General features: G+C 59.4%; 22 protein-coding genes and 1 pseudogene. 3 read left to right on the forward strand and 20 right to left on the reverse strand.

The window, feature by feature from the left end; genetic code table 11:
* Positions 1 to 123 precede the first annotated feature (123 nt).
* From AAEZ06_RS26405 to minC, 8 genes are all read right to left on the reverse strand, one after another.
* Positions 124 to 1,470 carry an amidohydrolase gene (locus AAEZ06_RS26405; RefSeq protein ID WP_350617007.1) on the reverse strand — a complete coding sequence of 449 codons (1,347 nt, stop codon included), beginning with the start codon at positions 1,468 to 1,470 and terminating at the stop codon, positions 124 to 126.
* A gap of 50 nt (positions 1,471 to 1,520) precedes the next feature.
* Positions 1,521 to 3,680 carry a mechanosensitive ion channel family protein gene (locus AAEZ06_RS26410; RefSeq protein ID WP_350617009.1) on the reverse strand — a complete coding sequence of 720 codons (2,160 nt, stop codon included), beginning with the start codon at positions 3,678 to 3,680 and terminating at the stop codon, positions 1,521 to 1,523.
* Between the two features lie 73 nt (positions 3,681 to 3,753).
* The gene (locus AAEZ06_RS26415; protein ID WP_350617011.1) at positions 3,754 to 3,930 is read right to left on the reverse strand and encodes a hypothetical protein; all 177 of its coding nucleotides are present in this window, start codon (positions 3,928 to 3,930) and stop codon (positions 3,754 to 3,756) included.
* 107 nt (positions 3,931 to 4,037) lie between these two features.
* Positions 4,038 to 5,327, reverse strand: a complete 1,290-nt coding sequence (locus tag AAEZ06_RS26420) for a M18 family aminopeptidase (RefSeq protein WP_350617013.1) — start codon at positions 5,325 to 5,327, stop codon at positions 4,038 to 4,040.
* A gap of 187 nt (positions 5,328 to 5,514) precedes the next feature.
* Positions 5,515 to 6,150: an RluA family pseudouridine synthase gene (locus tag AAEZ06_RS26425; protein WP_350617015.1), complete on the reverse strand. Its 636-nt coding sequence runs from the start codon at positions 6,148 to 6,150 to the stop codon at positions 5,515 to 5,517.
* Positions 6,151 to 6,246: 96 nt separating this feature from the next.
* Positions 6,247 to 6,501 carry a cell division topological specificity factor MinE gene (gene minE / locus AAEZ06_RS26430; RefSeq protein WP_003175252.1) on the reverse strand — a complete coding sequence of 85 codons (255 nt, stop codon included), beginning with the start codon at positions 6,499 to 6,501 and terminating at the stop codon, positions 6,247 to 6,249.
* Between the two features lie 3 nt (positions 6,502 to 6,504).
* The gene (gene minD, locus AAEZ06_RS26435) at positions 6,505 to 7,317 is read right to left on the reverse strand and encodes a septum site-determining protein MinD (RefSeq protein ID WP_133098984.1); all 813 of its coding nucleotides are present in this window, start codon (positions 7,315 to 7,317) and stop codon (positions 6,505 to 6,507) included.
* Positions 7,318 to 7,526: 209 nt separating this feature from the next.
* Complete coding sequence (minC, locus tag AAEZ06_RS26440; protein WP_133098983.1) at positions 7,527 to 8,264, reverse strand: septum site-determining protein MinC; 738 nt, start codon at positions 8,262 to 8,264, stop codon at positions 7,527 to 7,529.
* A gap of 121 nt (positions 8,265 to 8,385) precedes the next feature.
* Here minC and AAEZ06_RS26445 point away from each other — a divergent pair, with 121 nt between their 5' ends.
* Both AAEZ06_RS26445 and AAEZ06_RS26450 read left to right on the forward strand, forming a co-directional pair.
* Complete coding sequence (locus AAEZ06_RS26445; protein ID WP_350617019.1) at positions 8,386 to 9,321, forward strand: lipid A biosynthesis lauroyl acyltransferase; 936 nt, start codon at positions 8,386 to 8,388, stop codon at positions 9,319 to 9,321.
* Between the two features lie 32 nt (positions 9,322 to 9,353).
* Positions 9,354 to 10,502: a patatin-like phospholipase family protein gene (locus AAEZ06_RS26450; protein ID WP_350617021.1), complete on the forward strand. Its 1,149-nt coding sequence runs from the start codon at positions 9,354 to 9,356 to the stop codon at positions 10,500 to 10,502.
* 41 nt (positions 10,503 to 10,543) lie between these two features.
* Here AAEZ06_RS26450 and AAEZ06_RS26455 read toward each other — a convergent pair whose 3' ends face one another.
* From AAEZ06_RS26455 to AAEZ06_RS26495, 9 genes and pseudogenes are all read right to left on the reverse strand, one after another.
* Positions 10,544 to 11,329, reverse strand: coding sequence for an outer membrane protein OmpK (locus AAEZ06_RS26455; RefSeq protein WP_149411525.1), 786 nt, complete (start codon positions 11,327 to 11,329; stop codon positions 10,544 to 10,546).
* Complete coding sequence (locus AAEZ06_RS26460; protein ID WP_350617023.1) at positions 11,326 to 11,721, reverse strand: hypothetical protein; 396 nt, start codon at positions 11,719 to 11,721, stop codon at positions 11,326 to 11,328. Before AAEZ06_RS26460 ends, AAEZ06_RS26455 begins: the two co-directional genes overlap by 4 nt.
* Positions 11,722 to 11,780: 59 nt before the next feature.
* Positions 11,781 to 13,136, reverse strand: a complete 1,356-nt coding sequence (locus tag AAEZ06_RS26465) for a nucleobase:cation symporter-2 family protein (protein WP_149411527.1) — start codon at positions 13,134 to 13,136, stop codon at positions 11,781 to 11,783.
* A gap of 188 nt (positions 13,137 to 13,324) precedes the next feature.
* Positions 13,325 to 14,614, reverse strand: a complete 1,290-nt coding sequence (locus AAEZ06_RS26470; protein ID WP_149411528.1) for a urate hydroxylase PuuD — start codon at positions 14,612 to 14,614, stop codon at positions 13,325 to 13,327.
* Positions 14,615 to 14,665: 51 nt separating this feature from the next.
* On the reverse strand, positions 14,666 to 15,169 hold the full coding sequence (locus AAEZ06_RS26475) for an ureidoglycolate lyase (RefSeq protein WP_149411529.1): 504 nt from the start codon (positions 15,167 to 15,169) through the stop codon (positions 14,666 to 14,668).
* Between the two features lie 84 nt (positions 15,170 to 15,253).
* On the reverse strand, positions 15,254 to 16,249 hold the full coding sequence (gene alc / locus AAEZ06_RS26480; RefSeq protein WP_350617026.1) for an allantoicase: 996 nt from the start codon (positions 16,247 to 16,249) through the stop codon (positions 15,254 to 15,256).
* 76 nt (positions 16,250 to 16,325) lie between these two features.
* Entirely contained in the window at positions 16,326 to 16,841 is a 516-nt protein-coding gene (gene uraD / locus AAEZ06_RS26485; RefSeq protein WP_350617028.1) for a 2-oxo-4-hydroxy-4-carboxy-5-ureidoimidazoline decarboxylase, read from the reverse strand.
* Entirely contained in the window at positions 16,838 to 17,764 is a 927-nt protein-coding gene (gene puuE, locus AAEZ06_RS26490; protein ID WP_149411532.1) for an allantoinase PuuE, read from the reverse strand. The genes uraD and puuE overlap by 4 nt, the downstream gene beginning before the upstream one ends.
* A 207-nt stretch (positions 17,765 to 17,971) precedes the next feature.
* Positions 17,972 to 18,061: pseudogene (locus tag AAEZ06_RS26495) on the reverse strand (outer membrane lipoprotein carrier protein LolA); the annotation flags it as partial.
* 174 nt (positions 18,062 to 18,235) lie between these two features.
* On the opposite strand from AAEZ06_RS26495, the gene uraH reads away from it, so the two are divergent.
* Positions 18,236 to 18,589, forward strand: a complete 354-nt coding sequence (uraH, locus tag AAEZ06_RS26500) for a hydroxyisourate hydrolase (RefSeq protein ID WP_133098972.1) — start codon at positions 18,236 to 18,238, stop codon at positions 18,587 to 18,589.
* Between the two features lie 70 nt (positions 18,590 to 18,659).
* Here uraH and AAEZ06_RS26505 read toward each other — a convergent pair whose 3' ends face one another.
* The 3 genes from AAEZ06_RS26505 to AAEZ06_RS26515 form a co-directional block, all read right to left on the reverse strand.
* On the reverse strand, positions 18,660 to 19,286 hold the full coding sequence (locus AAEZ06_RS26505; protein WP_149411534.1) for a LysE family translocator: 627 nt from the start codon (positions 19,284 to 19,286) through the stop codon (positions 18,660 to 18,662).
* Positions 19,287 to 19,349: 63 nt separating this feature from the next.
* Positions 19,350 to 20,681, reverse strand: a complete 1,332-nt coding sequence (locus tag AAEZ06_RS26510) for an NCS2 family permease (protein ID WP_371923871.1) — start codon at positions 20,679 to 20,681, stop codon at positions 19,350 to 19,352.
* Positions 20,682 to 20,905: 224 nt separating this feature from the next.
* Positions 20,906 to 21,340, reverse strand: a complete 435-nt coding sequence (locus AAEZ06_RS26515) for a MarR family winged helix-turn-helix transcriptional regulator (RefSeq protein WP_149411536.1) — start codon at positions 21,338 to 21,340, stop codon at positions 20,906 to 20,908.
* Positions 21,341 to 21,415: the final 75 nt, after the last annotated feature.

Here is a 21,415-nt window from a genome sequence, read left to right on the forward strand (position 1 = left end):
CAAGTGGTGGGGCAAGAGCGCTTTGGTTACTTTGCCGCTTTTGCAAAGTGACACGCCGTAAGGGCGTAACCCTAAGCAGCCGTTACCGCAGCAACGGATATGTCCCCGCAAAATCCCCACCCCTCAAGGCCGCGCATTCTCATACAAATAATCCGTAGCCAACGAAGCCAGCGTCCTCACCCCCACCACCAATGCCGACTCATCCACAAAGAAACCCGGATTATGATTCGGCGCCGCCTTGCTCATATCCTGATCCCGCGGCGTCACTCCGAGGAACACAAACAACCCCGGCGCCTCCTTGGCATAAAAGGAAAAGTCCTCGGCCCCGCCTACCAGCGGCCCCTGGACCACATCACCGTTGGCCGCCCAACGCAGGCTCGGCAGCATCTTCTCCGTCAGCGCCGGGTTGTTGATGGTCGGATCGTACTTCTCAATGATCGTCACCTCAGCCTTGGCGCCACCACTTTCAGCAATTTTTTCCACGGTCTGGCGCACATCCGCATGCAGTTTCTGGCGGATGCCATAGTCGTAGGAACGAATGGTGCCGCTCATCTCCACGGACTCGGGGATGATGTTATAGCGGGTACCGCCATTGATCGTGCCGATGCTCACCACCGACGGAAACGAAGAAATATCGGTACGCCGGCTGACCACCGTTTGCAGGCCGACAATGGTTTGCGCGCCCACGGTGATCGGGTCGATACCGTCCCATGGTCGTCCGGCGTGGGTCTGTTTGCCCAGGATCTTGATGCGCAGGTCGTCAGAGCTGGCCAGGGTCGGGCCCGGGCGATAGGCGATGCGACCGGCGGGAACGCCTGCCCACACATGCAGGCCGAATACCGCGTCTGGCTTGGGTGATTTCATCACGCCTTCTTGCACCATCATCTTCGCGCCCCAGGTGTTTTTGCCGTCGGGGATGAAGTCGCTCGGACCTTCTTCAGCAGGCTGGAAGTAGAACACCACGGTGCCGGGCAGACGGTCGCGCATGCCGGTGAGAATTTTCGCCGTGCTCAGCAAGATCGCGGTGTGGGCGTCGTGGCCACAGGCGTGCATCACGTCGACTTCCTTGTCCAGGTACACGCCTTTGGCTTTCGAGGCGAAGGGCAGGTCGGAGACTTCCTTGACCGGCAGCGCATCCATGTCGGCGCGCAGGGCGACGGTCGGGCCGGGCAGGGCGCCTTTGAGGATGGCGACCACGCCGGTGCGGGCGACACCGGTTTTCACTTCCAGCCCCATCTCCCGCAGTTGCTTGGCAACAAGCTCGGCGGTGCGTTTTTCGGTGTTGCCCAGTTCGGGATGGGCGTGGATGTCGCGCCGGGTTTCCAGCAGGGCCGGCTCGAGAATTTTCGCCTGGGCGGCGATTTCTTCCCGGGCGCTGTCCTGGCCGCTGCTGGCGGCAATCACCGCACTGCTGGCGACGCCACAGAGCAGGCCTAATACCCATTGATGTCTAAAACCGGTTAATCGCATAGGGACTTCTCCATGATTATTGTTGTGGGTCCGCAGCCGTCTGGTAGCGCTTATTCTTTCTCTTGGGCACCACCCGCCGCCGTCACCACCTGCACACTCAAGCGCGGTGTCGCCAGGTCCAGCCCGGCTTCGTCCAGATGCCGTTTGAGGGACAGGTTGAATGCCCGCGACACTTCCCACTGCTTGATGGGCGCGGTCTTGAAGCGTGCGCGAAGAATCGCGCTGCCGGACTCGAAACTTTCCACCCCCTGGATCTCCAGTGGCGACCAGATGTTGCGCCGCTGCAGCGGGTCGTTGCGCATTTTCTGGCCAACATCGCGCATCAGCTTGATGGCGTCGTCGATTTCCATGTTGTAGGGAATGGCCACCCGGAAGATCGCGTAGCCAAACTCTCGGGAGTAGTTCTTGATGCTTTTGATTTCACTGAACGGGATGGTGTGGACGATGCCGTCGATATCCCGCAGGCGCACGGTGCGGATAGTCAGGCCTTCGACGGTGCCGAGGTGGCCGCCGACGTCGACGTAGTCATCAATGGCCAGGGAGTCTTCGATGATGATGAACAGGCCGGTGATCAAGTCTGCCACCAGGGACTGCGCGCCGAAACCGATGGCCAGGCCGATCACGCCGGCACCGGCGAGCAGCGGCGTGACGTTCATACCCATGTTTGCCAACGCGACGATGGCAGCAATGATAAAGATCGTCACGAACAGCACGTTACGAATCAACGGCATCATGGTTTGCGCACGGGCGTTGGCCAGGCCTTTGCGCGAGCGGGTCAGGGCATGGTGGATCGCGGTGTCGCTCAGGATCCAGATCAGCCAGGCGAACAGCAGCGTGCCAGTGAGGCCGAACAGCTTGACGCTGACTTCATGGCCATCGCCTTCGGTAAAGCGAATCAGCGACAAGCCCCAGACCCGCAGGCCTAGTTCGATAAACACCAGCCACACCAGCAGGTGGACGAGGGTGTAGACGAAGCTTTTCAGGCGTTCAGAATACAGCGCGTGGCGTTTGTGCCCGCGCTGCGGTTTGAGAGAATGACGGCGCACCAAGCCGTTGATCACCATGCACAGCACCAGCAACACCGTGCAGAGCAAGGATTGGCGCAGAGCGGTACTGGTGTCGCCCGCGGAGACGAAGGTGGCAAACAGCGAGATGCCCACCAGCAGCAGCGCGGGCAGGTACCAGAAGGTGCCGATGATTGAGAGGGTGTCGCTCAGGGCGCGGCGGGTCAGGCGCCGGGACAGTGGCTGGTTGCGGATCAGGTGGGCGATGGGGCGGCGAAAGCGCAGGATGAACACGCCGGTGGACAGCGCGGCCATTACATTGGCGACGGTCGAAGCGGTGTGGGCAAGGTGCGCGCCCAGGCTGTCGGTCAGGCGCGGGTCGCTCAGGGCTTCGCCGAAGGCAGCAAAGCTGCCGATCAGCCACAGCGGGCGAAAGGCCTGGTGGCGCAGGATGTACAGTGCCCGACGGCGGTGTGGGCCATCCAGCACGGAAAACGCTACTACGCAGATCGCCGAGAAACAGGTGCCTACCACTAGGGCGTAGGCCAGCACCATCGCCAGGGATTTGCCCAGGGACGAGGGCAGCGCGTAGCTCAGGTAAACGGTGATCACCAGGGCGATCAGCCACGGACCCAGTTTGCGCAGGGCAAAGCGCAGCATGTCCCAGGTCTTGGGGTGTTGCGGCAGTTCTTCGGTAAGGCCGAAGCGCATCCGCACCCGAGAGCTGAGCCAGATCAGCGCGGCTGCCAGCAGGCTCCAGAGCATCAGAATCATGGCAAAGCCCAAGATAATCGGCAGCCACTCACTGGTCGGCAGCATCAGCGCGGCCAGTTCATCCTTGGCCTGGTCAACCTCGCTGGACCAGCGGCTCAGCGGGCTGTTGGCACCGGAGAACTGTTGCTCAAGGCTCGCCAGGGTACCGCCAATAAGGCCGAGCACGCCTTGCTCGACGGCGGGTTGAGCTTTTTTCGTGGCCTCGCGCAGCTTCTTCAGATCGCTCAGCAGCTTGGTGCGCTGCTGGTCGTTTTCCAGGGTCTTGATGACTTCGTCCAGGGACTGCCCCAGCGGCACATCGGCCTGCGGCTGGGTTTTAGTGGTGCTGCCCAGAATGCCCGGTAAACCGACGGCCTGGGCTGGGGCCATGGGCAACAGGGTCAGCAGGCAAAGAAGCAGGCAGTACGGCAGGGTAAACAGACGGGCAAGCACGAGGCGGTCAACCTTGAAAACGACAGATTGACCGAGTGTACGAGGCGGCTATGCCCAATGCGAGTGCATTTGTTTATTCGGCGAGTTTGGCGAGGATCTTGTAAACCACGGTGCCGAGGATCAGCAGCATGCCGACCCACATGCCAAACACACCGACATTCTTGTCGCGGAAGTTGAAGCCGACGGCTAGCAGGATCATGCCCGTGAGGATAGGGATAAGCATGGTGTGGAAGGCTTGCATAGTGATCATCGGGCGACGGCCTTGTCGAAGAGGGATGCAGATAAGTCTAGGCGGGTTTGTGGGAAGTGGGGTTGATGTGAGTCAGAAAGGAGGGAGCAAGCTCCCTCATCATCCGATCACGGTAAATCGCGACTCGCGTAAAACGCGCTCAACACTTTCACCAGGTGCGCCAAATCATGGCTGCCGCACAACTCACGAATCGAGTGCATGGCAAAGGTTGGCAGGCCGATGTCCACGGTGCGCACGCCCAGGTGACTGGCAGTGATCGGGCCGATGGTTGAGCCGCAGCCCATATCGCTGCGCACCACAAAGCTTTGCACCGGTACTTCTTCGGCCATGCACAAGTGGCGGAAGAACCCGGCGGTCTCGCTGTTGGTGGCGTATCGCTGGTTGCTGTTGACCTTGATTACCGGGCCAGCGTTGAGTTTTGGGCCATGGTTGGCGTCGTGTTTGTCGGCGTAGTTGGGGTGTATGCCGTGGGCGTTGTCGACGGAAACCAGCAGCGACTTCTGGATGGTGCGTACGAATTCATCACCTTCGGGCAGCAGGCGGCGCAGGGTCTGTTCCAGCATCGGGCCGTCGGCACCGCAGGCGGAGCAAGAGCCCACTTCTTCGTGGTCGTTGCACACCAACACGCAGGTTTCTTCGGTCTCGGCAGTCAGCAAGGCTTGCAGGCCGGCGTAGCACGACAGCAGGTTGTCCAGCCGCGCGCCGGCAATAAAGTCGCCGTGCAGGCCGATCACAGCCGCGCTTTGGGTGTCGTAGAAACTCAGCTCATAGTCGAGGACCACGTCGGCGTTCAGGCCATGCTCGCGGGCCAGTTGGTCGGTGAGCACGGCGCGAAAGTCCACGCGCTCGTCACCGGCAAACTGCGCGAGGATTGGCGGCAACTCGGTCTGGGCATTGATCGCCCAGCCCTGGTTGGCTTCACGGTTCAGGTGAATGGCCAGGTTGGGGATGATGGCGATAGGCAGCTTGAAGTCGATCAGTTGGCTTTCGACCTTGCCGTCCCGGCGGAAGGTAACGCGGCCGGCCAGGGACAGGTCGCGGTCGAACCACGGTGCCAGCAGCGCGCCGCCGTAGACTTCCACGCCCAACTGCCAGAAGCCCTGGCGTTGCAACTCCGGTTGTGGCTTGACCCGCAGGCACGGGCTGTCGGTGTGGGCGCCAACCAGGCGGATGCCGTCTTGCAGGGGCGAATGGCGGCCAAGTTTGAAGGCGATGATTGAGGAGTCGTTGCGGGTCACGTAGTAGCGACCATTGGCCTCGGTGGTCCAGGTTTCGCGCTCATCAAGGCGCTGGAAACCAGCTGCTTCCAGGCGCTGGGCGAGGGCGGCAGTGGCATGAAAGGGGGTCGGGGAGGCCTTGAGGAAGTCGATCAGGCCTTGGTTCAACGCTTCGCGCATAAGTAGCTCCAGACAGCAATGGTGCGAGTTTACCGTATTGGCCCAGTCGATTCATTGTAGGAGCGAGCTTGCTCGCGAAAATCACCAACGATAACGCGGGCATTCTGGATTTGCGCGGCGTTCTCGGGTTTTTCGCGAGCAAGAACTAGGCGTCCCCCTCACTCCTACAGGTAACCGTATTTACCCTTCAGAATGGTGCAGGGCACGCAAAGCGCAAGCGCTCGCCGCTTTGCGGATGGGTAAAGCTCAACATGCTTGCATGCAGGCACAGGCGCGGCCACGCAGCCAACGCCTGCTCATGGGCATACAAACCATCACCGAGCAGCGGATGCCCGATGGACAGCATGTGCACCCGCAATTGATGCGAGCGCCCGGTAATCGGCGTCAGTTCAACCCGGCACCAGTCCTCGCAACGCTCCAGGACTCTCCAGAAGGTCAGTGCGTTCTTGCCGAACTCGTGGTCCACCACATGCCGGGGCTTGGTCGGCGGATCGTAGCGCAGCGGCAGGTCGATGCTGCCGCTGTCCAATTCCGGTTGGCCCCAGCACAGCGCGGTGTAGGCCTTTTCAGTTTCGCGGTCGTGGAATTGGCGAGACAGTTCACGGTGGGTATCGGCATCCCGCGCCAGCAGGATGATTCCCGAGGTTTCCCAGTCCAGGCGATGGACGATGCGGGCTTCGGGGTAGCCGTTTTCCTGCAGGCGGGTGATCAGGCAGTCCTTGTTATCGTCGGCCCGGCCGGGCACGGACAGCAACAGGGTAGGCTTGTTCACCACCAGGACAGCGGCGTCCTGGTGAAGGATATGGACATTGGACAGCGGCATTAAAACAGCCTCGTAACAAACGCCAACGGCGGCTCGGCCACCTCGACCCCGCATGGGGTAAAAGTGCCCGAGCCGCCGTGGCGACCGCCTTTTCGATCAACGATCAGGCAGGGTGATATTGAGTTCCAGAATCGAGCAGCTGCCGTCGTTTTCTAGAGCGACATGCACATCATCGTTGCCGATATTGACGTACTTGCGAATCACCTCTACCAGCTCCTTCTGCAAGGCTGGCAGGTAATCCGGCGTGCTGCGTTGGCCGCGTTCGTGCGCCACGATGATCTGTAGACGCTCTTTCGCTACCGACGCGGTGCTTGGCTTTTTATTGGCACGAAAGAAGTCAAGAAATTTCATTGTTTAGTTGCCTCCAAAAATACGCTCGAAGAATCCCTTCTTCTGTACATCGAGGAAGCGATGTTCCACGGTCTTGCCCAGCAAACGATCGACGGCATCGCTGTACGCCTGGCCGGCGTCGCTCTGGTCATCGAGAATCACCGGGACGCCCTGGTTGGAGGCCTTGAGCACTGCCTGGGATTCTGGAATGACGCCCAGCAGGGTCACTGCCAGGATGTCCTTGACGTCTTCAACGCCAAGCATTTCGCCTTTGCTCACACGCTCCGGGTTGTAGCGGGTCAGCAGCAAGTGTTCCTTGATCGGCTCTTCGCCTTTCTCGGCACGGCGGGATTTGCTGGCCAACAGGCCCAGCATGCGGTCCGAGTCACGTACCGATGACACTTCCGGGTTGGTCACGACGATGGCTTCATCGGCGAAGTACATCGCCAGGTGAGCACCGGTCTCGATGCCGGCCGGGGAGTCGCAGACCACGTACTCAAAGGTTTCCTTGAGATCCATCAGGACTTTTTCCACGCCTTCCTTGGTCAGCGCTTCCTTGTCCCGGGTCTGGCTGGCGGCCAGTACATACAGGTTCTCAAGGCGCTTGTCCTTGATCAGGGCCTGGCTCAGGGTCGCTTCGCCGTTGACGACATTGACGAAGTCGTACACCACACGGCGTTCGCAGCCCATGATCAGGTCGAGGTTACGCAAGCCGACGTCGAAGTCGACGATGACTGTCTTGTGGCCGCGCAGAGCGAGGCCGGTACCGATAGCGGCGCTGGTGGTGGTCTTACCCACACCACCCTTGCCGGATGTAACCACGAGAATCTTGGCCAAGGTGTTTCACCCCTAAGGAAAAAGGACTTTTAGCCCCTGAAAAACATCTCTTGAAACCCGCTGCAGGCGGACAGCCTGTGTAGGAATAAGCTGAAAAAGGCGCGGTTTACCGGAAGTAAACGCCACCTACTGATTATTCCTACTCAAGTTTTGCCGTTTTCGCTGTGCTATCAGAGTTTAGAGATGCTTGGAAAATGCGGCAGTATCCGTTAAAGACGAATGATGTTCAACACATCACCCGACAGGCTGATTTGTACCCCTGCCCCCCACAGCGGATCACGGCGCAAATCTTCTGAAACCTTGTACTGGCCTGCGATGGACACTAGCTCAGCGGTCAATTGCTGGCAAAAAATACGGGCCTTGGTGTCACCCTTGATGCCGGCCAGTGCGCGACCGCGCATGGGGCCGTATACATGGATGTTGCCATCGGCGAGAAGTTCCGCCCCGGGACTGACCGGGGCGATCACCACCAGGTCGCCGCCCTGGGCGTAAATTTGCTGCCCGCCGCGTACGGGGGAGGTGATGATCTTTGTAGGCTTGATCATCGGCTCCGGCGGTTTTTCCGGTTTTTTCTTCACATCGCCTTCCCGCGGGTCGATCGGGCGCTCGCGTGCACCGGACGGTGGCAGTACTGGCAGTTCAATGGCGATGGCCGCTGCAATGTCTTCAATGCGGTTGGCACGAATGGCCAGGGTGCGCAGGCCATGTTGGCGGCACACGCGCATCAATCCAGGCAGGTCAACCGCGCCCTGGCTGGCCGGCAGTTTGTCCAGGGCCAGTACCAGCGGGGCGTTGTTGAAGAAATTCGGCGCCAGGGCGACCTTGGCGGCGAGCTGGCGGTCCAGGGCATCGAGGTCATTGCGGGCTAGTTCCAGCACGGTAATGGCGAGCATGCTGCCTTTGAGCTGGAACACGGGATCTTGGTCTAGCGGGTCGGTTTGGCTCATGGTCGGCATTAAAGCGGCTTGTCACGAAAAGTGTCGAGACTTATAACGAGAACATCCGCAAGCCGCAAGCCGGGTCGAACCGTTGTAGAATGCGCGGCCCTTGTCTTTACCGGAATCTGTAATGGATCGCCCGCGTTTTCGAGCTGTATTTTTTCACCCGCGGTTTTGGCTGTTATGGCTGGGACTCGGTCTGCTGTGGCTGATCGTGCAGTTGCCGTATCGGGTTTTATTGGGGATTGGCCGCGTTCTGGGTGCGGGGATGTACCGGGTGGCCGGTGAACGTCGGCGTATTGCCGCGCGAAACCTGGAGCTGTGTTTCCCGGAAAAGTCCGTCAAAGAGCGTAAACATTTGCTCAAGGAAAACTTTGCTTCCACCGGTATAGCTTTCTTCGAGATGGCCATGAGCTGGTGGTGGCCCAAGCCGCGCCTGGCGCGCCTGGCCCATGTCGAAGGCCTGGAACACCTCAAGCAGGCCCAGCTTGAAGGCAAGGGCGTTATTCTGATGGCCCTGCATTTCACTACCCTGGAAATCGGCGCCGCCTTGCTGGGGCAGAAGCACACCATTGATGGCATGTACCGCGAACACGGCAACCCGTTGTTCGACTTCGTCCAGCGCCGTGGCCGCGAGCGGCATAACCTCGATTCCCTGGCCGTGGAGCGTGAAGATGTGCGCGGCATGCTCAAGCTGCTGCGGGCGGGGCGGGCGATCTGGTATGCACCGGACCAGGACTATGGCGCCAAGCAAAGCATCTTTGTGCCGTTGTTCGGCGTTCAGGCGGCGACGGTCACTGCCACCAGCAAGTTCGCCCGCCTGGGCAAGGCCTTGGTGGTGCCCTTTACCCAGGAACGCCTGGCTGATGGCAGCGGTTACCGGCTGGTGATCCATCCGCCGTTGACCGACTTCCCTGGCGAAACCGACGAAATCGACTGCCTGCGCATCAACCAGTGGGTTGAAGCCTCCGTGCGCGAATGCCCCGAGCAATACCTGTGGACCCACCGCCGCTTCAAGAGCCGGCCACCGGGCGAACCCAAACTGTACGAAAAGCGCCGCCGTTGATTTGTAGCCCTTAAGCACCATGGAGTGATGCAATGCGTTCAGCGGAACCGGTCACAGGCTTGATTCTTTCCGGCGGCGGGGCGCGAGCAGCCTATCAAGTGGGTGTGCTGGCGGCGATTGCCGAACTGCTGCCGCCGGGTGCAACCAATCCATTTCCGGTGATTGTTGGCACGTCGGCGGGGGCGATCAATGCGGTCAGCCTGGCCAGCGGTGCCATGGACTTCACCGCCGCCGTCGAGCGGTTGACCGCGTTCTGGCAGGGCTTTCGCAGCCACCAGGTACTGCGCAGCGACTGGCCTGGGGTGATCCGCCAGGCGAGTCGATTCGTCACGCACAGCCTGTTGGGCCTGGGGGCGCAGGTGCCGGTGGCGCTGCTCGACAGCTCCCCGCTGCGGGATCTGCTGCTCAACAAGCTGCAACTGGAAGGCATCGACCACGCTATCCGTCACAAGCAGCTGCACGCTGTTGCGGTGACCGCCTTCGGTTACGAGTCGGGGCAGGCCGTGACTTTCTATCAGGGCGGCGGCGCCATCGATGCGTGGCTGCGTCATCGACGCATCGGCCTGCCCACCCAATTGACCGTTGAACACCTGTTGGCCAGTTCGGCCATCCCGTTGCTGTTTGCGCCGGTCAAGCTCGATCAGGAATATTTCGGTGATGGCGCCGTGCGCCAGTCGGCGCCCATCAGCCCGGCGCTGCACTTGGGGGCGACTCGGGTGCTGGTCGTGGGTGTCAGCGGCAACCCGCACAGCCCTAACCCGCAAAACCCCTTGCAGCGCAGTTACACCGGTCAGGAACCGACCCTGGCGCAGATCGGCGGGCACATGCTCAACAGCACGTTCATCGACAGCCTGGAAAGCGATATTGAATTACTGGAGCGCTTGAACCATTTCAGCCATCTGCAGCCCGCTGACAGCGCCATCCATGGTCTGTCGCCAGTGGAAGTGCTGGTGATCGCGCCGAGCCAGCCCATCGATGAAATCGCCGCCCGTCATCGCCAGGAATTGCCGGCAGCGTTGCGCCTGTTTTTGCGCGGTCCGGGGGCAACCAAGACCAGTGGGGCGGGGGTGCTCAGTTACTTGCTGTTCGAGGCGGGGTATTGCAGCGAGTTGATTGAGTTGGGAAGGCGGGATGCGCTGGCCAAACGCGAGGAGTTGCAGCGGTTTCTGGGCCTGTCCTGACCTTCTGCAGGAGCGAAAAAGCTCGCTCCTGCAGTGGGGGGTTAGAAGTGATACTTGACCAACAGACTCGCCGTGTCCTGATTGGTCTCGAACGCGCCTGAATCCTGGATTCCGTACTTGTTCTTCCAGTAGTCGTATTCAACACCGACATACAGCTGCTTTTCGCCCCAGCTCATCGCCTTGCCCAGGTCATATTTGATCTGCGGGTTGATGTGCAGGTTGGCGTGGTAAGTGCCGCGGGCGTTCTTGTCGTTGTCCACGACCCAGTCGATAAAGCCGTCGATCAGCACGTTGGAATTGCCCACCGGGATGGTGTAGGCCCATGCCGGGGTGATCTGCCAGATGCCGTCACCCGGGCGATTGCCTTCGGTCTGGCGCTGGTAGAAGTTCAACTGGAAGTAGTCGAAACCAGGGATCGCCAGGTCGAAACCCGGGCCCAGCAAGTAGGACTCGTTGTCGCCTTCGCCGAACTCGTAAGTAAACGCCAACAGCACATCCTTGATCGGCCCGAATGACAGGTCGGTATCGAAAATCTTGCCAAACGACAGACGTGGGCTGAACTCGCCGTAGTAAGTGCTGGGGCCGACGTTGCCGTCTTCCTTGCCGTTATAAAAAATACGGTCGAGGAAGAAGAAGTTGTCGCCGTACTTCCAGGCATCGGCATGCTCGAAGGTGACGGTTTGCTGGATCTGCGGGTTAACGGTGAAGTTCTTGCCCCACAGATAGGTCAGGCTGTTGTTCTGCCACTGCAGCAGATCGCCAGCAAGTGCCTGGCCCCCGGCCAGCAGGGACCCTGCCAGCATCAGGCTATTGACGGTACGTTTCATTCGGTTGCTCCCGAGTTAAAGTTTTGTGTTTTTTTTCTAGGCAAAACGCTCTGGTTTGGCGTTTTTTTGGGTGCTGCAAAAATCGTCTGTTCGGTCAGCTTTAATGCTTTTAGCAAGAGCTGCGCCAAGGTGTTTAAAAAGCCAATAAAACCCCGTCGGCTGCGATAAACGCAGTCGAATCCAGAGGTTTTTTGCACACTATGGCTGCGGACATGGGGCCGGAATAAGTTGGCCTTGCAGTCAGCTTTTACATTCGCTGTTTTTTTTTGAGTTGACTTGAGCTGGCGCGGAGAATACTGGCTACCGTGCCTTGGCTCAAGTGCGCCGTTACGGAGCGCGTGGGGCGAGAATAGGGCACGGCGTGAGGCCGGCCCTGGGTGAATGGCGTGCATGGTCTTGCTCCCTGATCGTTCTTATTGTTGTTGTGACGCCGGGTGAGCTGTTTTCTAAATCAATGCTGGTGGACATGTTCAGAGGCCGCAGCCCGTTCGGCTCCGCCCAGGATGTTGAACAACAGGTTCAGCGACAACGCGCTGATGGTGGCCATGGCGATGCCACTGTGGGTGATTGGGCTCATCCACAGCGGCAGTTGCGCGAAGAACTCCGCACGCACCACCGGAATCAAGCCCATACCGATGCTCACGGCTACCAGCAACTGGTTGCGACGGTCGGCGATGTCGGCTTCCTGGAGAATTTTGATCCCGGTGGCCGCCACCATGCCGAACATGGCGATGGATGCACCACCGAGTACGGCAGGTGGAATCGATGCCACCAGGTACGCCGCCTTTGGCAACAGACTGAGGACGATCAAAAAGCCCCCGGCGACGATCGTCACCGAACGGCAGCGCACACCGGTCATCTGCACCAGGCCGATGTTTTGCGCGAAAGAGGAGTGGGTAAAGGTGTTGAAGAACCCGGCAAAAAACGATGCGCCGGCATCACACAGCAGTCCGCGCCGCAGCATCTTTGGCGTGACTTCCTGGTCGGTGATCTTGCCCAGGGCGAGGAACATCCCGGTGGACTCAACGAAGATAATCACCACCACCAGGCACATTGACAGGATTGGCGCCAACTCGAATTTCGGCATGCCGAAATGCAGCGGCGTCACCACTTGCAGCCACGGCGCCTGGGCCATGCCGCTGAGGTCGACCATGCCAATCATCCCGCACAGCCCGTAACCCACGGCCATGCCGATCAGCACCGAGATATTGACCCAAAACCCGTGCATGAAACGGTTGATCAGCAGGATGGTGACCAGCACCAACGCGGCAATCGCCAGGTAAATCGGCGAGCCGAATTGCACCGCAGCAGCACCGCCACCGGCCCAGTTCACAGCGACCGGAAACAGGGATAAGCCGATGGCTGTGATGACTGTGCCCGTCACCAGCGGAGGGAAGAAACGCACCACCTTGGACATGAACGGCGCAATCACCATGCCGAAGAACCCGGCGGCGATTGTCGCGCCGAAGATCCCTTGCAGGCCGATGCCGGGCATGCCGGCCATGGCCACCATGCTGCCGACGGCGGCGAAACTGGCGCCCATCATCACTGGCATGCGGATGCCCACCGGGCCGATGCCGAACGACTGGACCATGGTGGCGATGCCTGCCACCAGCAGGTCGGCGTTGATCAGAAAAGCGATTTCTTCACGACTCAAGCCCGCGGCTTGTCCGATGATCAAGGGCACTGCCACCGCGCCGCCGTACATCAGAAGGACGTGTTGCAGGCCTACCAGGATCAGTTGCAACAGGGGTAGCCGCACCATGGCGGGTGCGGCAGGAATCTGCGGTTCGGCTAACTCGGACATGCAACACCTCGGATCTTTTTTATTTTTGTGTTGTTTGGCATTCAATTGCCATTGGAGCTGTTCGCGACCTCTGTAGGCACGAGCTTGCTCGCGAAAAACTCAAGGGCACCGCGTTCATTCAGGATGGGCGCGTTATCGTTGACGATCTTCGCGAGCAAGCTCGCTCCTACAGTGGATGGTGCACATAGCTAGTTAGTGCGGGCTCCTTGATTGATCCAGGTGCCAATCAAATTCCGTTCCTGCTGGGTCATCTGGGTAATGTTGCCCAGCGGCATGATCTGGCTCGCCACCGCCTGTGCCTGAATCCGTGCCGCTTGTTGCTGGATCTGCTGCGGCGTATCAAACATCACCCCGCCTGGTGCAGCGCTGAACAGCGGGCTGGTGGGCTTGGCTGAATGGCACACGGCGCAACGTTCTTGAATCACGCTGTGCACCTTGCCGAAGTCCGTCGAAGCCTGGGCCGGTGCTGGATCAGCAGCGGGTGCAGGTGCTGCGGGTTTGGCGCCGCCGCCCACTGCGGTTTCCGGCAATGGTTGGTATTGGAGGGTGGTCGCAGCCTTGGCCACGTCCGGTGCAGTCGACACCGGCTTGGGGCCGGTGACGTAGGCCAGGCAAATCATCGCCAGGGCGCCGACCGGCAGGGTCCAGGCGTATTTCTGGCTGTTATGACGGGTGTTGAAGTAGTGGCGCACCAATACTGCCGCCACCGCGATCCCGGCCAGGATCAGCCAGTTGTATTGGCTGCCATAGGTGCTCGGGAAGTGGTTGCTGATCATGATGAACAGCACCGGCAAGGTGAAGTAGTTGTTGTGCCGTGAACGCAACAAACCCTTGGCCGGCAGCGACGGATCAGGGGTGCGGTTTTGCGCGATCGCCGCTACCAGCGCCCGTTGGGCCGGCATGATGATGCGGAACACGTTGCCGACCATGATGGTGCCAATGATGGCGCCGACATGCAGGTACGCACCGCGACCGCTGAACACTTTGCTGAAGCCGTAGGCCGCGCCGATCAACAGCACGAACAGGATGAAACCGAGCAGGGCAGGGCGCTTGCCCAGGGCCGAGTCGCAAAGAAAGGAGTATATGAACCAGCCCGCGAACAGTGAGCCAATGCCCAGCAATACGCCTTCGCTGCCGCTGAGACTGCTGCCGGGGGCAAGCAGGTACAGCGTCGGGTTGAGGTAGAACACCACGCACAGCAAGGCTACGCCTGACATCCAGGTGAAGTAGGCCTCCCATTTGAACCAGTGCAGGTTGTCCGGCATGGTCGGCGGGGCCAGTTTGTATTTTTCCAGGTGATAGATGCCACCACCATGGATCGCCCACAAGTCACCGGACAGGCCGTCCTTGGGGTTGACGCGGTTCAGGTTATTTTCCAACCAGACGAAGTAGAACGAAGCGCCGATCCAGGCGACGCCAGTGATCATGTGAACCCAGCGCACGCTAAGGTTCAGCCATTCCATCAAATGTGCTTCCACAGTCTTTACCTCTCGCTTGTCACCCTTGTTGTCAGGTGATCAGGCCTTCTCTTATTGGTGGGGGGCAAGGATCAACTGCTCATCCTCTTTGAAAAAATGCTCATCGCAGTTATTGCCTGTGCCACTGCGATCAACCACCAGGAAGTCATCCCGCTTTTCGATCGTCAGCACCGGGTGGTGCCAGACGCCGCGATGGTAATTAATGCCCTGCCTGCCGTTGGTGACGAAGGCGCGGACCAAGCCTGATACAGGTTCATCGCCAAGTGGCGCGACCACGATCAGAAAGGGATTGCCGAGCAGCGGTATGAAAGCCTGGCTGCCCAGCGGATGTCGCTCCAGCATGCACACGGTCAACGGCATGTCCTGCGCGTCGGCGCGGAAGATGCTGATGATCGCCTTGTCCTCAGGCGTGGCCGTTTCTACGTCGGCCAGCCGGTGGAAACGCATGGTCGAACCGTTGTTGATCATGAAGTGATCGCTGCCGTCGGTTTCGATGACGTCTCCGAAAGGGGCGAAGGCTTCTTTGGTCAGGGGTTCGATCATCAGTGTGCGCATGGCTGTCTCTTAATCTGTTTGGTTGTTGATGGATCTTTGTAGGAGCAAGAACTAGGCGTCCCCCTCGCTCCTACAGACTCAGCATTACTTCGAAACCTTGCCAAGAACCCGCAAGCGGCTCACGCCACCATCCGGGAACACATTCAGACGAATGTGAGTGATTGGGCCCAGTGCCTTGATCTGCTCGGCGAAGCTGTGTTCGGCATGCATTTCCAGTTTCTGCGCCGGCAGCAGTTCGCGCCAGAACAGCGATTGGGTTTCGATCTGGCTGTCGGTGCCGCCCTTGACGAACGCGCCCTGGATCGAGCAAGTGTCCGGGTAGTTGCCTTTGAAGTGCAGGGTGTCGACGATGATTTTTTCGATCTCGCCCGGATGGCCCAACGCGACGATCACCCAGTCATTGCCAGGTGTGCGACGACGAGCGGTTTCCCAGCCGTCGCCCATGTTGATGCCACGGCCTGGGTTGAGGATGTTGCTCATGCGGCCGAAGTGTTCATCGGAGCATGCCAGGGCTCGACCGCCATTGAGTGCGGCAGCCAAGTCAACCTGTTCGTTGTCGCCCACAGCGGACCAGTCGCGAAACGGAATACCGTACACACGCAGACGTGCCACGCCGCCATCCGGGTAGATATTGAAGCGCAGGTGGCTGAACGCCTGGTCGTTGCTGATCTCGTGGAAGTGATGGCTGTTGCCTTGCAACTCAACAGCCGACAGCACTTCAACCCACTGGGTGTTTGCATCCGGCTCGCCGGAGGCCAGGAAGCACGCTTCCAGCGAGGCCGACGGCGGGTAGTTGCCGGTGAAGAATGAAGTGTCGATGTCCACGCCTTTGATCGAACCCGGCACGCCCATGCGGATCACCGCGCTGTCGTAGCCTTCGAAGCGCTTGCGGCGTGACTCCCAGCCGTCCATCCACTTGCCGTTGTCATCGAAAACGCCCTCCTTCCACACGGCCGGGGTCGGCTGGAACAGACGGTTGGCGTCAGCGAACCAGTCATCGGTCACCGAGATGATCTTGGTGCCCAAACGGGCGTCGGCCAGGTTGACGAACTTCTCGAAAGGTACGGGTTGCGTTTTCATTCTTCTTGTCTGCCTTAAATTAAGTGGCTTGGGATGCTCGCCAGGCCCTGGGCGCTGATCGCTCGGGCCAGGTCTGCTAAAGGGTCAGTAATCGGAACAACGCGATCTTGTTGATCTCGGCCAGCGCGCACTTGAACTCGGTGTCTGTCGAGTTGTGGATGCGGGTTTCGAATGCCGCGAGGATCTGATGCCGGTTGCTGCCTTTTACCGCCATGATGAAGGGAAACTTGAACTTGGCCTTGTAGGCGTCGTTCAGCTCGGTGAAGCGAGCAAACTCGTCGCTCGAGCATTGGTGAATACCCGCGCCTGCCTGTTCTCCAGTGCTGGCCGCGGTAAGCTGGCCCTGGACGGCAGCTTTGCCGGCCAGGTCCGGGTGAGCGTTGATCAGGGCCAGTTGGCTTTCGTGATCAGCGCTCAACAGGATGTCGCTCATGCGTTGGTGCAGGGTTTCGATCTGATCGATCGATGCGTCCTGGCCCAGGTCGAAGGCCTTTTCGGCCACCCATGGCGAATGTTCGTAGATGTCGGCGAAGGCGGCGACAAACTCATCGCGGCTCAGGGTCGAGGGTTTCAAGGTCTGGAAGGTGCTCATTTGGCCGCTCCCTGAAAAGGATGGGTTTGGTGCCAGTGGCGGGCAATATCCACACGGCGGGTGAACCACACCTGCTCATGACCCTTGGCGTATTCGATAAAACGCTTGAGGGCGGCCAGGCGTGCCGGGCGGCCGATCAGGCGGCAATGCAGGCCGATGGAGAGCATTTTTGGTGCTTCGCTACCTTCGGCGTACAGCACATCGAAGGCATCCTTGAGGTATTCGAAAAAGTCATCGCCCTTGTTGAAACCCTGGGCCTGGGTGAAGCGCATGTCATTGGTGTCCAGGGTGTAGGGGATCACTAGGTGCGGCTTGCCGGTAGGGTTGTTGGGTTCCCAGTAGGGCAGGTCGTCGTCATAGGTGTCGCAGTCGTAGAGGAAACCGCCTTCCTCCATCACCAGCCGCCGGGTGTTGGGGCCGGTGCGCCCGGTGTACCAACCCAGTGGGCGTTCGCCGGTCAGTTCGGTGAGGATGCGGATAGCTTCGAGCATGTGCTCGCGCTCCTGGGCCTCGTCCATGTGCTGGTAGTCGATCCAGCGATAGCCGTGGCTACAGATCTCGTGGCCGGCGGCGACCATGGCGCGGATCACATCCGGATGGCGCTGGGCGGCCATGGCCACGGCGAAGATGGTTAGCGGGATATCGAACTCTTTAAAGAGTTTGAGGATGCGCCACACGCCGGCCCGGCTGCCGTATTCGTAGAGCGACTCCATGCTCATATTGCGCTCGCCTTGCAGCGGTTGCGCCGAGACCATTTCCGAGAGGAAGGCTTCCGACTCTTTGTCGCCATGCAAGATATTGCGCTCGCCGCCTTCTTCGTAGTTGAGTACGAACGACAGGGCGATACGGGCCTTGCCCGGCCAGTGAGGGTGAGGAGGGTTACTGCCGTAACCGATCAGGTCGCGTGGATAGTCAGCGCTCACTGCAGTCTTCCTTCTTGTTCGTGGTAGCAATGGTGTGGCGGCCGGGCAGCGAAAAGACTGAGTGGCGTCACAACGATGAATGATTGTATACAACTTATCTCCAACTTTGTAAGCCTAAATTTCTGCATTTTTTCCGAACGGCCTACCTTGTACGGTATTGCAATAAACCTGCCTGACTGGTCAGCTAAATCAAAATAAACACTCCTCTACTGTAGGAGCGAGCTTGCTCGCGAAAAACCTGAGAGCACCACGGTAAACCCGATGCGCTGCGTCATCGTTGACGATTTTCGCGAGCAAGAACTAGGCGTCCCCCTCGCTCCTACAGAAACGATGTCCATGCCATAAAACTGGCCTGTTGAATTTATTGTGTACAATTTTTTTAGAAAGTGTCTTAATTAGCTATCGCCGGCTTATTTCATGCCCTGAAAAGGTGCGGCTTCTTTCTCACCAACTTCGGAAGGCTCGCGACCCATGGGACGACTGACCACACATGTATTGGACGCCGCACATGGCTGCCCAGGCAGCGCCATCAAGGTTGAACTGTACCGCGTCGAAGGCACGCAACTGGAGTTGGTGGCCAGCACGCTGACCAACAACGACGGCCGTTGCGACGCACCGCTGCTGCAAGGTGACGACTACCGCAGTGGCGTCTATCAGTTGCAGTTCAGCGCCGGCGATTACTACCGCGCCCGTGGCGTGCAATTACCTGAACCGGCTTTTCTTGACGTGGTGGTACTGCGTTTTGGTGTCAGCGCCGAACAGGACCATTACCACGTGCCCTTGCTGATTTCGCCTTACAGCTACTCGACCTATCGCGGTAGCTGAGTCGTCACCTCGCTTCATACCCCACGCTCTTCGTTGGTTTCGCCCGCTCACACTGCGGGCTTTTTTTTGGCTAGCGGCTCAATAATGAGGCCGCCCCCGCGCCGCTGAATAACCCCGCGCTGATCCGGTTGAACCAGCTCTGGCCCTTGCCACTGCGCAAATACCGCGCCGCGCCATGGGCACCCAGGCCGTAGGCCAATTTGCACAGCAGATCCAGGACAGTCCAGGTGGCAATCATGATCAGCAACTGCGGTAGAAACGGTTGCTGGCTACTGAGGAACTGCGGCAAAAAGGCGGCAAAAAACAAGATGTCCTTGGGGTTGCTCGCACCTAGCACAAAGGCTCGGCTGAACAGGGCGCGAAAGCGTGGAGTCGGCGTGGCTTCAGGTACTTCGGCGCCATGGGCCGGTTGGCGTGATTGCTGCCAGCTCTGCCAAGCGAGGTAGAACAGGTACAGCGCACCGACGATTTTCAGGGCGCTGAACAGTTGCTCAGAGGCCAGCAACAAGGCGCCCAGGCCCAGGGCCGAAGCACTTAGCAGGCAGATCGAGGCAAACACCCCGCCGAGAAACGCAGGGTACGAACGGCGCAGGCCGTAGTTCAAGCTGTTGCTGATCATCAGCAACGACAGTGGGCCTGGGATTAGAATCACCACCAGCGCAGCGCCGCTGAACAGCAGCCAAGTTTCCAGACTCATTGCATTCCTCCATTCGTACAAAAGCCCCACCCGACGGGGTGAGGCAGGATCACGTGTGCAGGCCTACAGGAACGCAAACTTGGCGATGAAGATCGCGCAAAGAACCCACAGGCTGACGGAAATTTCCTTGTGTTTACCGGTACCGGCCTTAAGCACCACGTAGGTGATAAAGCCTAGGGCGATGCCGTCGGCAACGGAAAAGGTCAGGGGCATCATGATCGCCGTGACAATTGCCGGAATGCTGTCAGTAGCGTCGTCCCAGTTGATGTGAGCCATGCCGCTCATCATCAGCATCGCCACATAGATCAAGGCCCCAGCGGTGGCGTAAGCGGGAATCATGCCAGCCAGCGGAGCAAAAAACATCGCCGCGATAAACAGCACGCCCACGGTCACCGCCGTCAGCCCGGTGCGCCCACCGGCTGCCACGCCCGCCGCGCTTTCCACGTAGCTGGTCACCGGCGGTACGCCGACCATGGCGCCGAACACGCTGGAGGCGCTGTCGGCTTTCAGGGCGCGTGACAGGTTTTCGATCTTGCCGTGCGCATTCACCAAGCCTGCCCGTTGTGCGACGCCCATCAGCGTACCGGCGGTGTCGAACATGTGTACAAACAGAAAGGCGAATACCACGCTGATCATGCTGACATTGAAGACACCCATCACATCCATCGCCATCCAGGTCGGCGCCAGGCTCGGTGGGGCGGCGACAATACCTTTATATTGCACCAGGTCCAGGCCCCAGCCGGCGAGCGTCACGGCGATGATGCTGATCAGGATCGCGCCGAACACACGGTGATAGCTGAGCACCGCGATCAACAGAAAACAGATGGCCGCCAGCAGTGGGGCAGGTTCATGCAGGGAGCCAAGCTTGATCAGGGTGGCCGGGCTCTCGACGATGATGCCAGCGGTTTTCAGGCCGATGACGCCGAGAAACAGCCCCACCCCTGCGCCCATGGCGTGACGCAGGCTCACCGGGATGCTGTTGAGCAGCCATTCACGGATGCGCGACAGGGTCAGGATCATGAACAACACGCCGGAGATGAACACTGCTCCCAGCGCGGTTTCCCAGGTGTAGCCCATGGTGCCGACCACGGTGTAGGTGAAAAACGCATTCAGGCCCATGCCTGGCGCCAGGCCCACCGGCCAGTTGGCGTACAGGCCCATCAACAGGCAACCCAGGGCAGCGGCGATACAGGTGGCGACGAACGCCGCACCGTGATCGATGCCTGCGTCGGCCATAATGTTGGGGTTGACGAAGATGATGTAGGCCATGGTGATGAAGGTCGTGAGGCCGGCGATCAGCTCGGTCTTCACTGTGGTGCCATGCAAGCTGAGTTTGAACAGGCGTTCCAGCCAGCCGTGCTTCGTGGCGCAGAGGTGCGGCGAGGCGAGGTCCAGCGGGGCTTCGGATTTGCGGCTTTCCACAGCGAGTACTCCTCAAGAGTTTTATTGTTATTTCCAGCGCCGGACACATGAGTGGGCAGCGGCGCTTTGAGGTACGTCAGGCTTGCGGGTTTTGTTGACCATTAGGTCAGGAACTCGCACGAAGCGAATTATGCTTTTGTATACAAATAAAGCAAATAATGTTTTATATTTTTTGTGCGAAAGAGATGAAAGGCAATTCAGGATTGGCCGCTCAGTGCTTTGTTCACCGCCAACCAGCCATTCACCGCCGTCTCCCCGGCGTCGGCAAACGCCCGTTGCAACAGCTTCACCTGTTCGCGGCGCAAGGATTGTTCGAAACGCAATCCTTCCTCGGTCAATTCCAATAGGCGCTTACGCTTGTCGGTCTCGCAGGCGACGCTGTTCACCAAGTGCATTTCCTGCAGTTGGCGTAGCGGCATGTTTAACGCTTGCTTGCTCACGCCGAGCAATTGCAGCAGTTCTTTCACGCTCAAGGCTGGGTAACGGGCGATAAAAAACACCACGCGCTGGTGCACGCGGCTCAAGCCCCGGCGTTCGAGCATTTCATCGGCCTTGGCGGTAAAGGCCTGGTAGCCGAAAAAAAATGCTTCCATGGCCGCTTGCTGGGTGGTCTGGTTTTTAAGGTCAAGCATATTGACGTATCTACCCGAGTCATCGTAATTTCGGTCAACCAGTTTGACGTATTCTTCCCTGGCTTTGCTACCGGT

The organism is Pseudomonas sp. HY7a-MNA-CIBAN-0227 (assembly GCF_040310325.1).
Lineage (GTDB): Bacteria > Pseudomonadota > Gammaproteobacteria > Pseudomonadales > Pseudomonadaceae > Aquipseudomonas.

Coding starts and splice junctions, on each gene's coding strand:
- AAEZ06_RS26405 (WP_350617007.1), bottom strand. CDS start 1,470: ATGCGATTAACCGGTTTTAGACATCAATGGGTATTAGGCCTGCTCTGT.
- AAEZ06_RS26415 (WP_350617011.1), bottom strand. CDS start 3,930: ATGATCACTATGCAAGCCTTCCACACCATGCTTATCCCTATCCTCACG.
- AAEZ06_RS26420 (WP_350617013.1), bottom strand. CDS start 5,327: ATGCGCGAAGCGTTGAACCAAGGCCTGATCGACTTCCTCAAGGCCTCC.
- AAEZ06_RS26425 (WP_350617015.1), bottom strand. CDS start 6,150: ATGCCGCTGTCCAATGTCCATATCCTTCACCAGGACGCCGCTGTCCTG.
- minE (WP_003175252.1), bottom strand. CDS start 6,501: ATGAAATTTCTTGACTTCTTTCGTGCCAATAAAAAGCCAAGCACCGCG.
- minC (WP_133098983.1), bottom strand. CDS start 8,264: ATGAGCCAAACCGACCCGCTAGACCAAGATCCCGTGTTCCAGCTCAAA.
- AAEZ06_RS26445 (WP_350617019.1), top strand. CDS start 8,386: ATGGATCGCCCGCGTTTTCGAGCTGTATTTTTTCACCCGCGGTTTTGG.
- AAEZ06_RS26450 (WP_350617021.1), top strand. CDS start 9,354: ATGCGTTCAGCGGAACCGGTCACAGGCTTGATTCTTTCCGGCGGCGGG.
- AAEZ06_RS26455 (WP_149411525.1), bottom strand. CDS start 11,329: ATGAAACGTACCGTCAATAGCCTGATGCTGGCAGGGTCCCTGCTGGCC.
- AAEZ06_RS26460 (WP_350617023.1), bottom strand. CDS start 11,721: ATGCACGCCATTCACCCAGGGCCGGCCTCACGCCGTGCCCTATTCTCG.
- AAEZ06_RS26465 (WP_149411527.1), bottom strand. CDS start 13,136: ATGTCCGAGTTAGCCGAACCGCAGATTCCTGCCGCACCCGCCATGGTG.
- AAEZ06_RS26475 (WP_149411529.1), bottom strand. CDS start 15,169: ATGCGCACACTGATGATCGAACCCCTGACCAAAGAAGCCTTCGCCCCT.
- alc (WP_350617026.1), bottom strand. CDS start 16,249: ATGAAAACGCAACCCGTACCTTTCGAGAAGTTCGTCAACCTGGCCGAC.
- uraD (WP_350617028.1), bottom strand. CDS start 16,841: ATGAGCACCTTCCAGACCTTGAAACCCTCGACCCTGAGCCGCGATGAG.
- uraH (WP_133098972.1), top strand. CDS start 18,236: ATGGGACGACTGACCACACATGTATTGGACGCCGCACATGGCTGCCCA.
- AAEZ06_RS26505 (WP_149411534.1), bottom strand. CDS start 19,286: ATGAGTCTGGAAACTTGGCTGCTGTTCAGCGGCGCTGCGCTGGTGGTG.
- AAEZ06_RS26515 (WP_149411536.1), bottom strand. CDS start 21,340: ATGCTTGACCTTAAAAACCAGACCACCCAGCAAGCGGCCATGGAAGCA.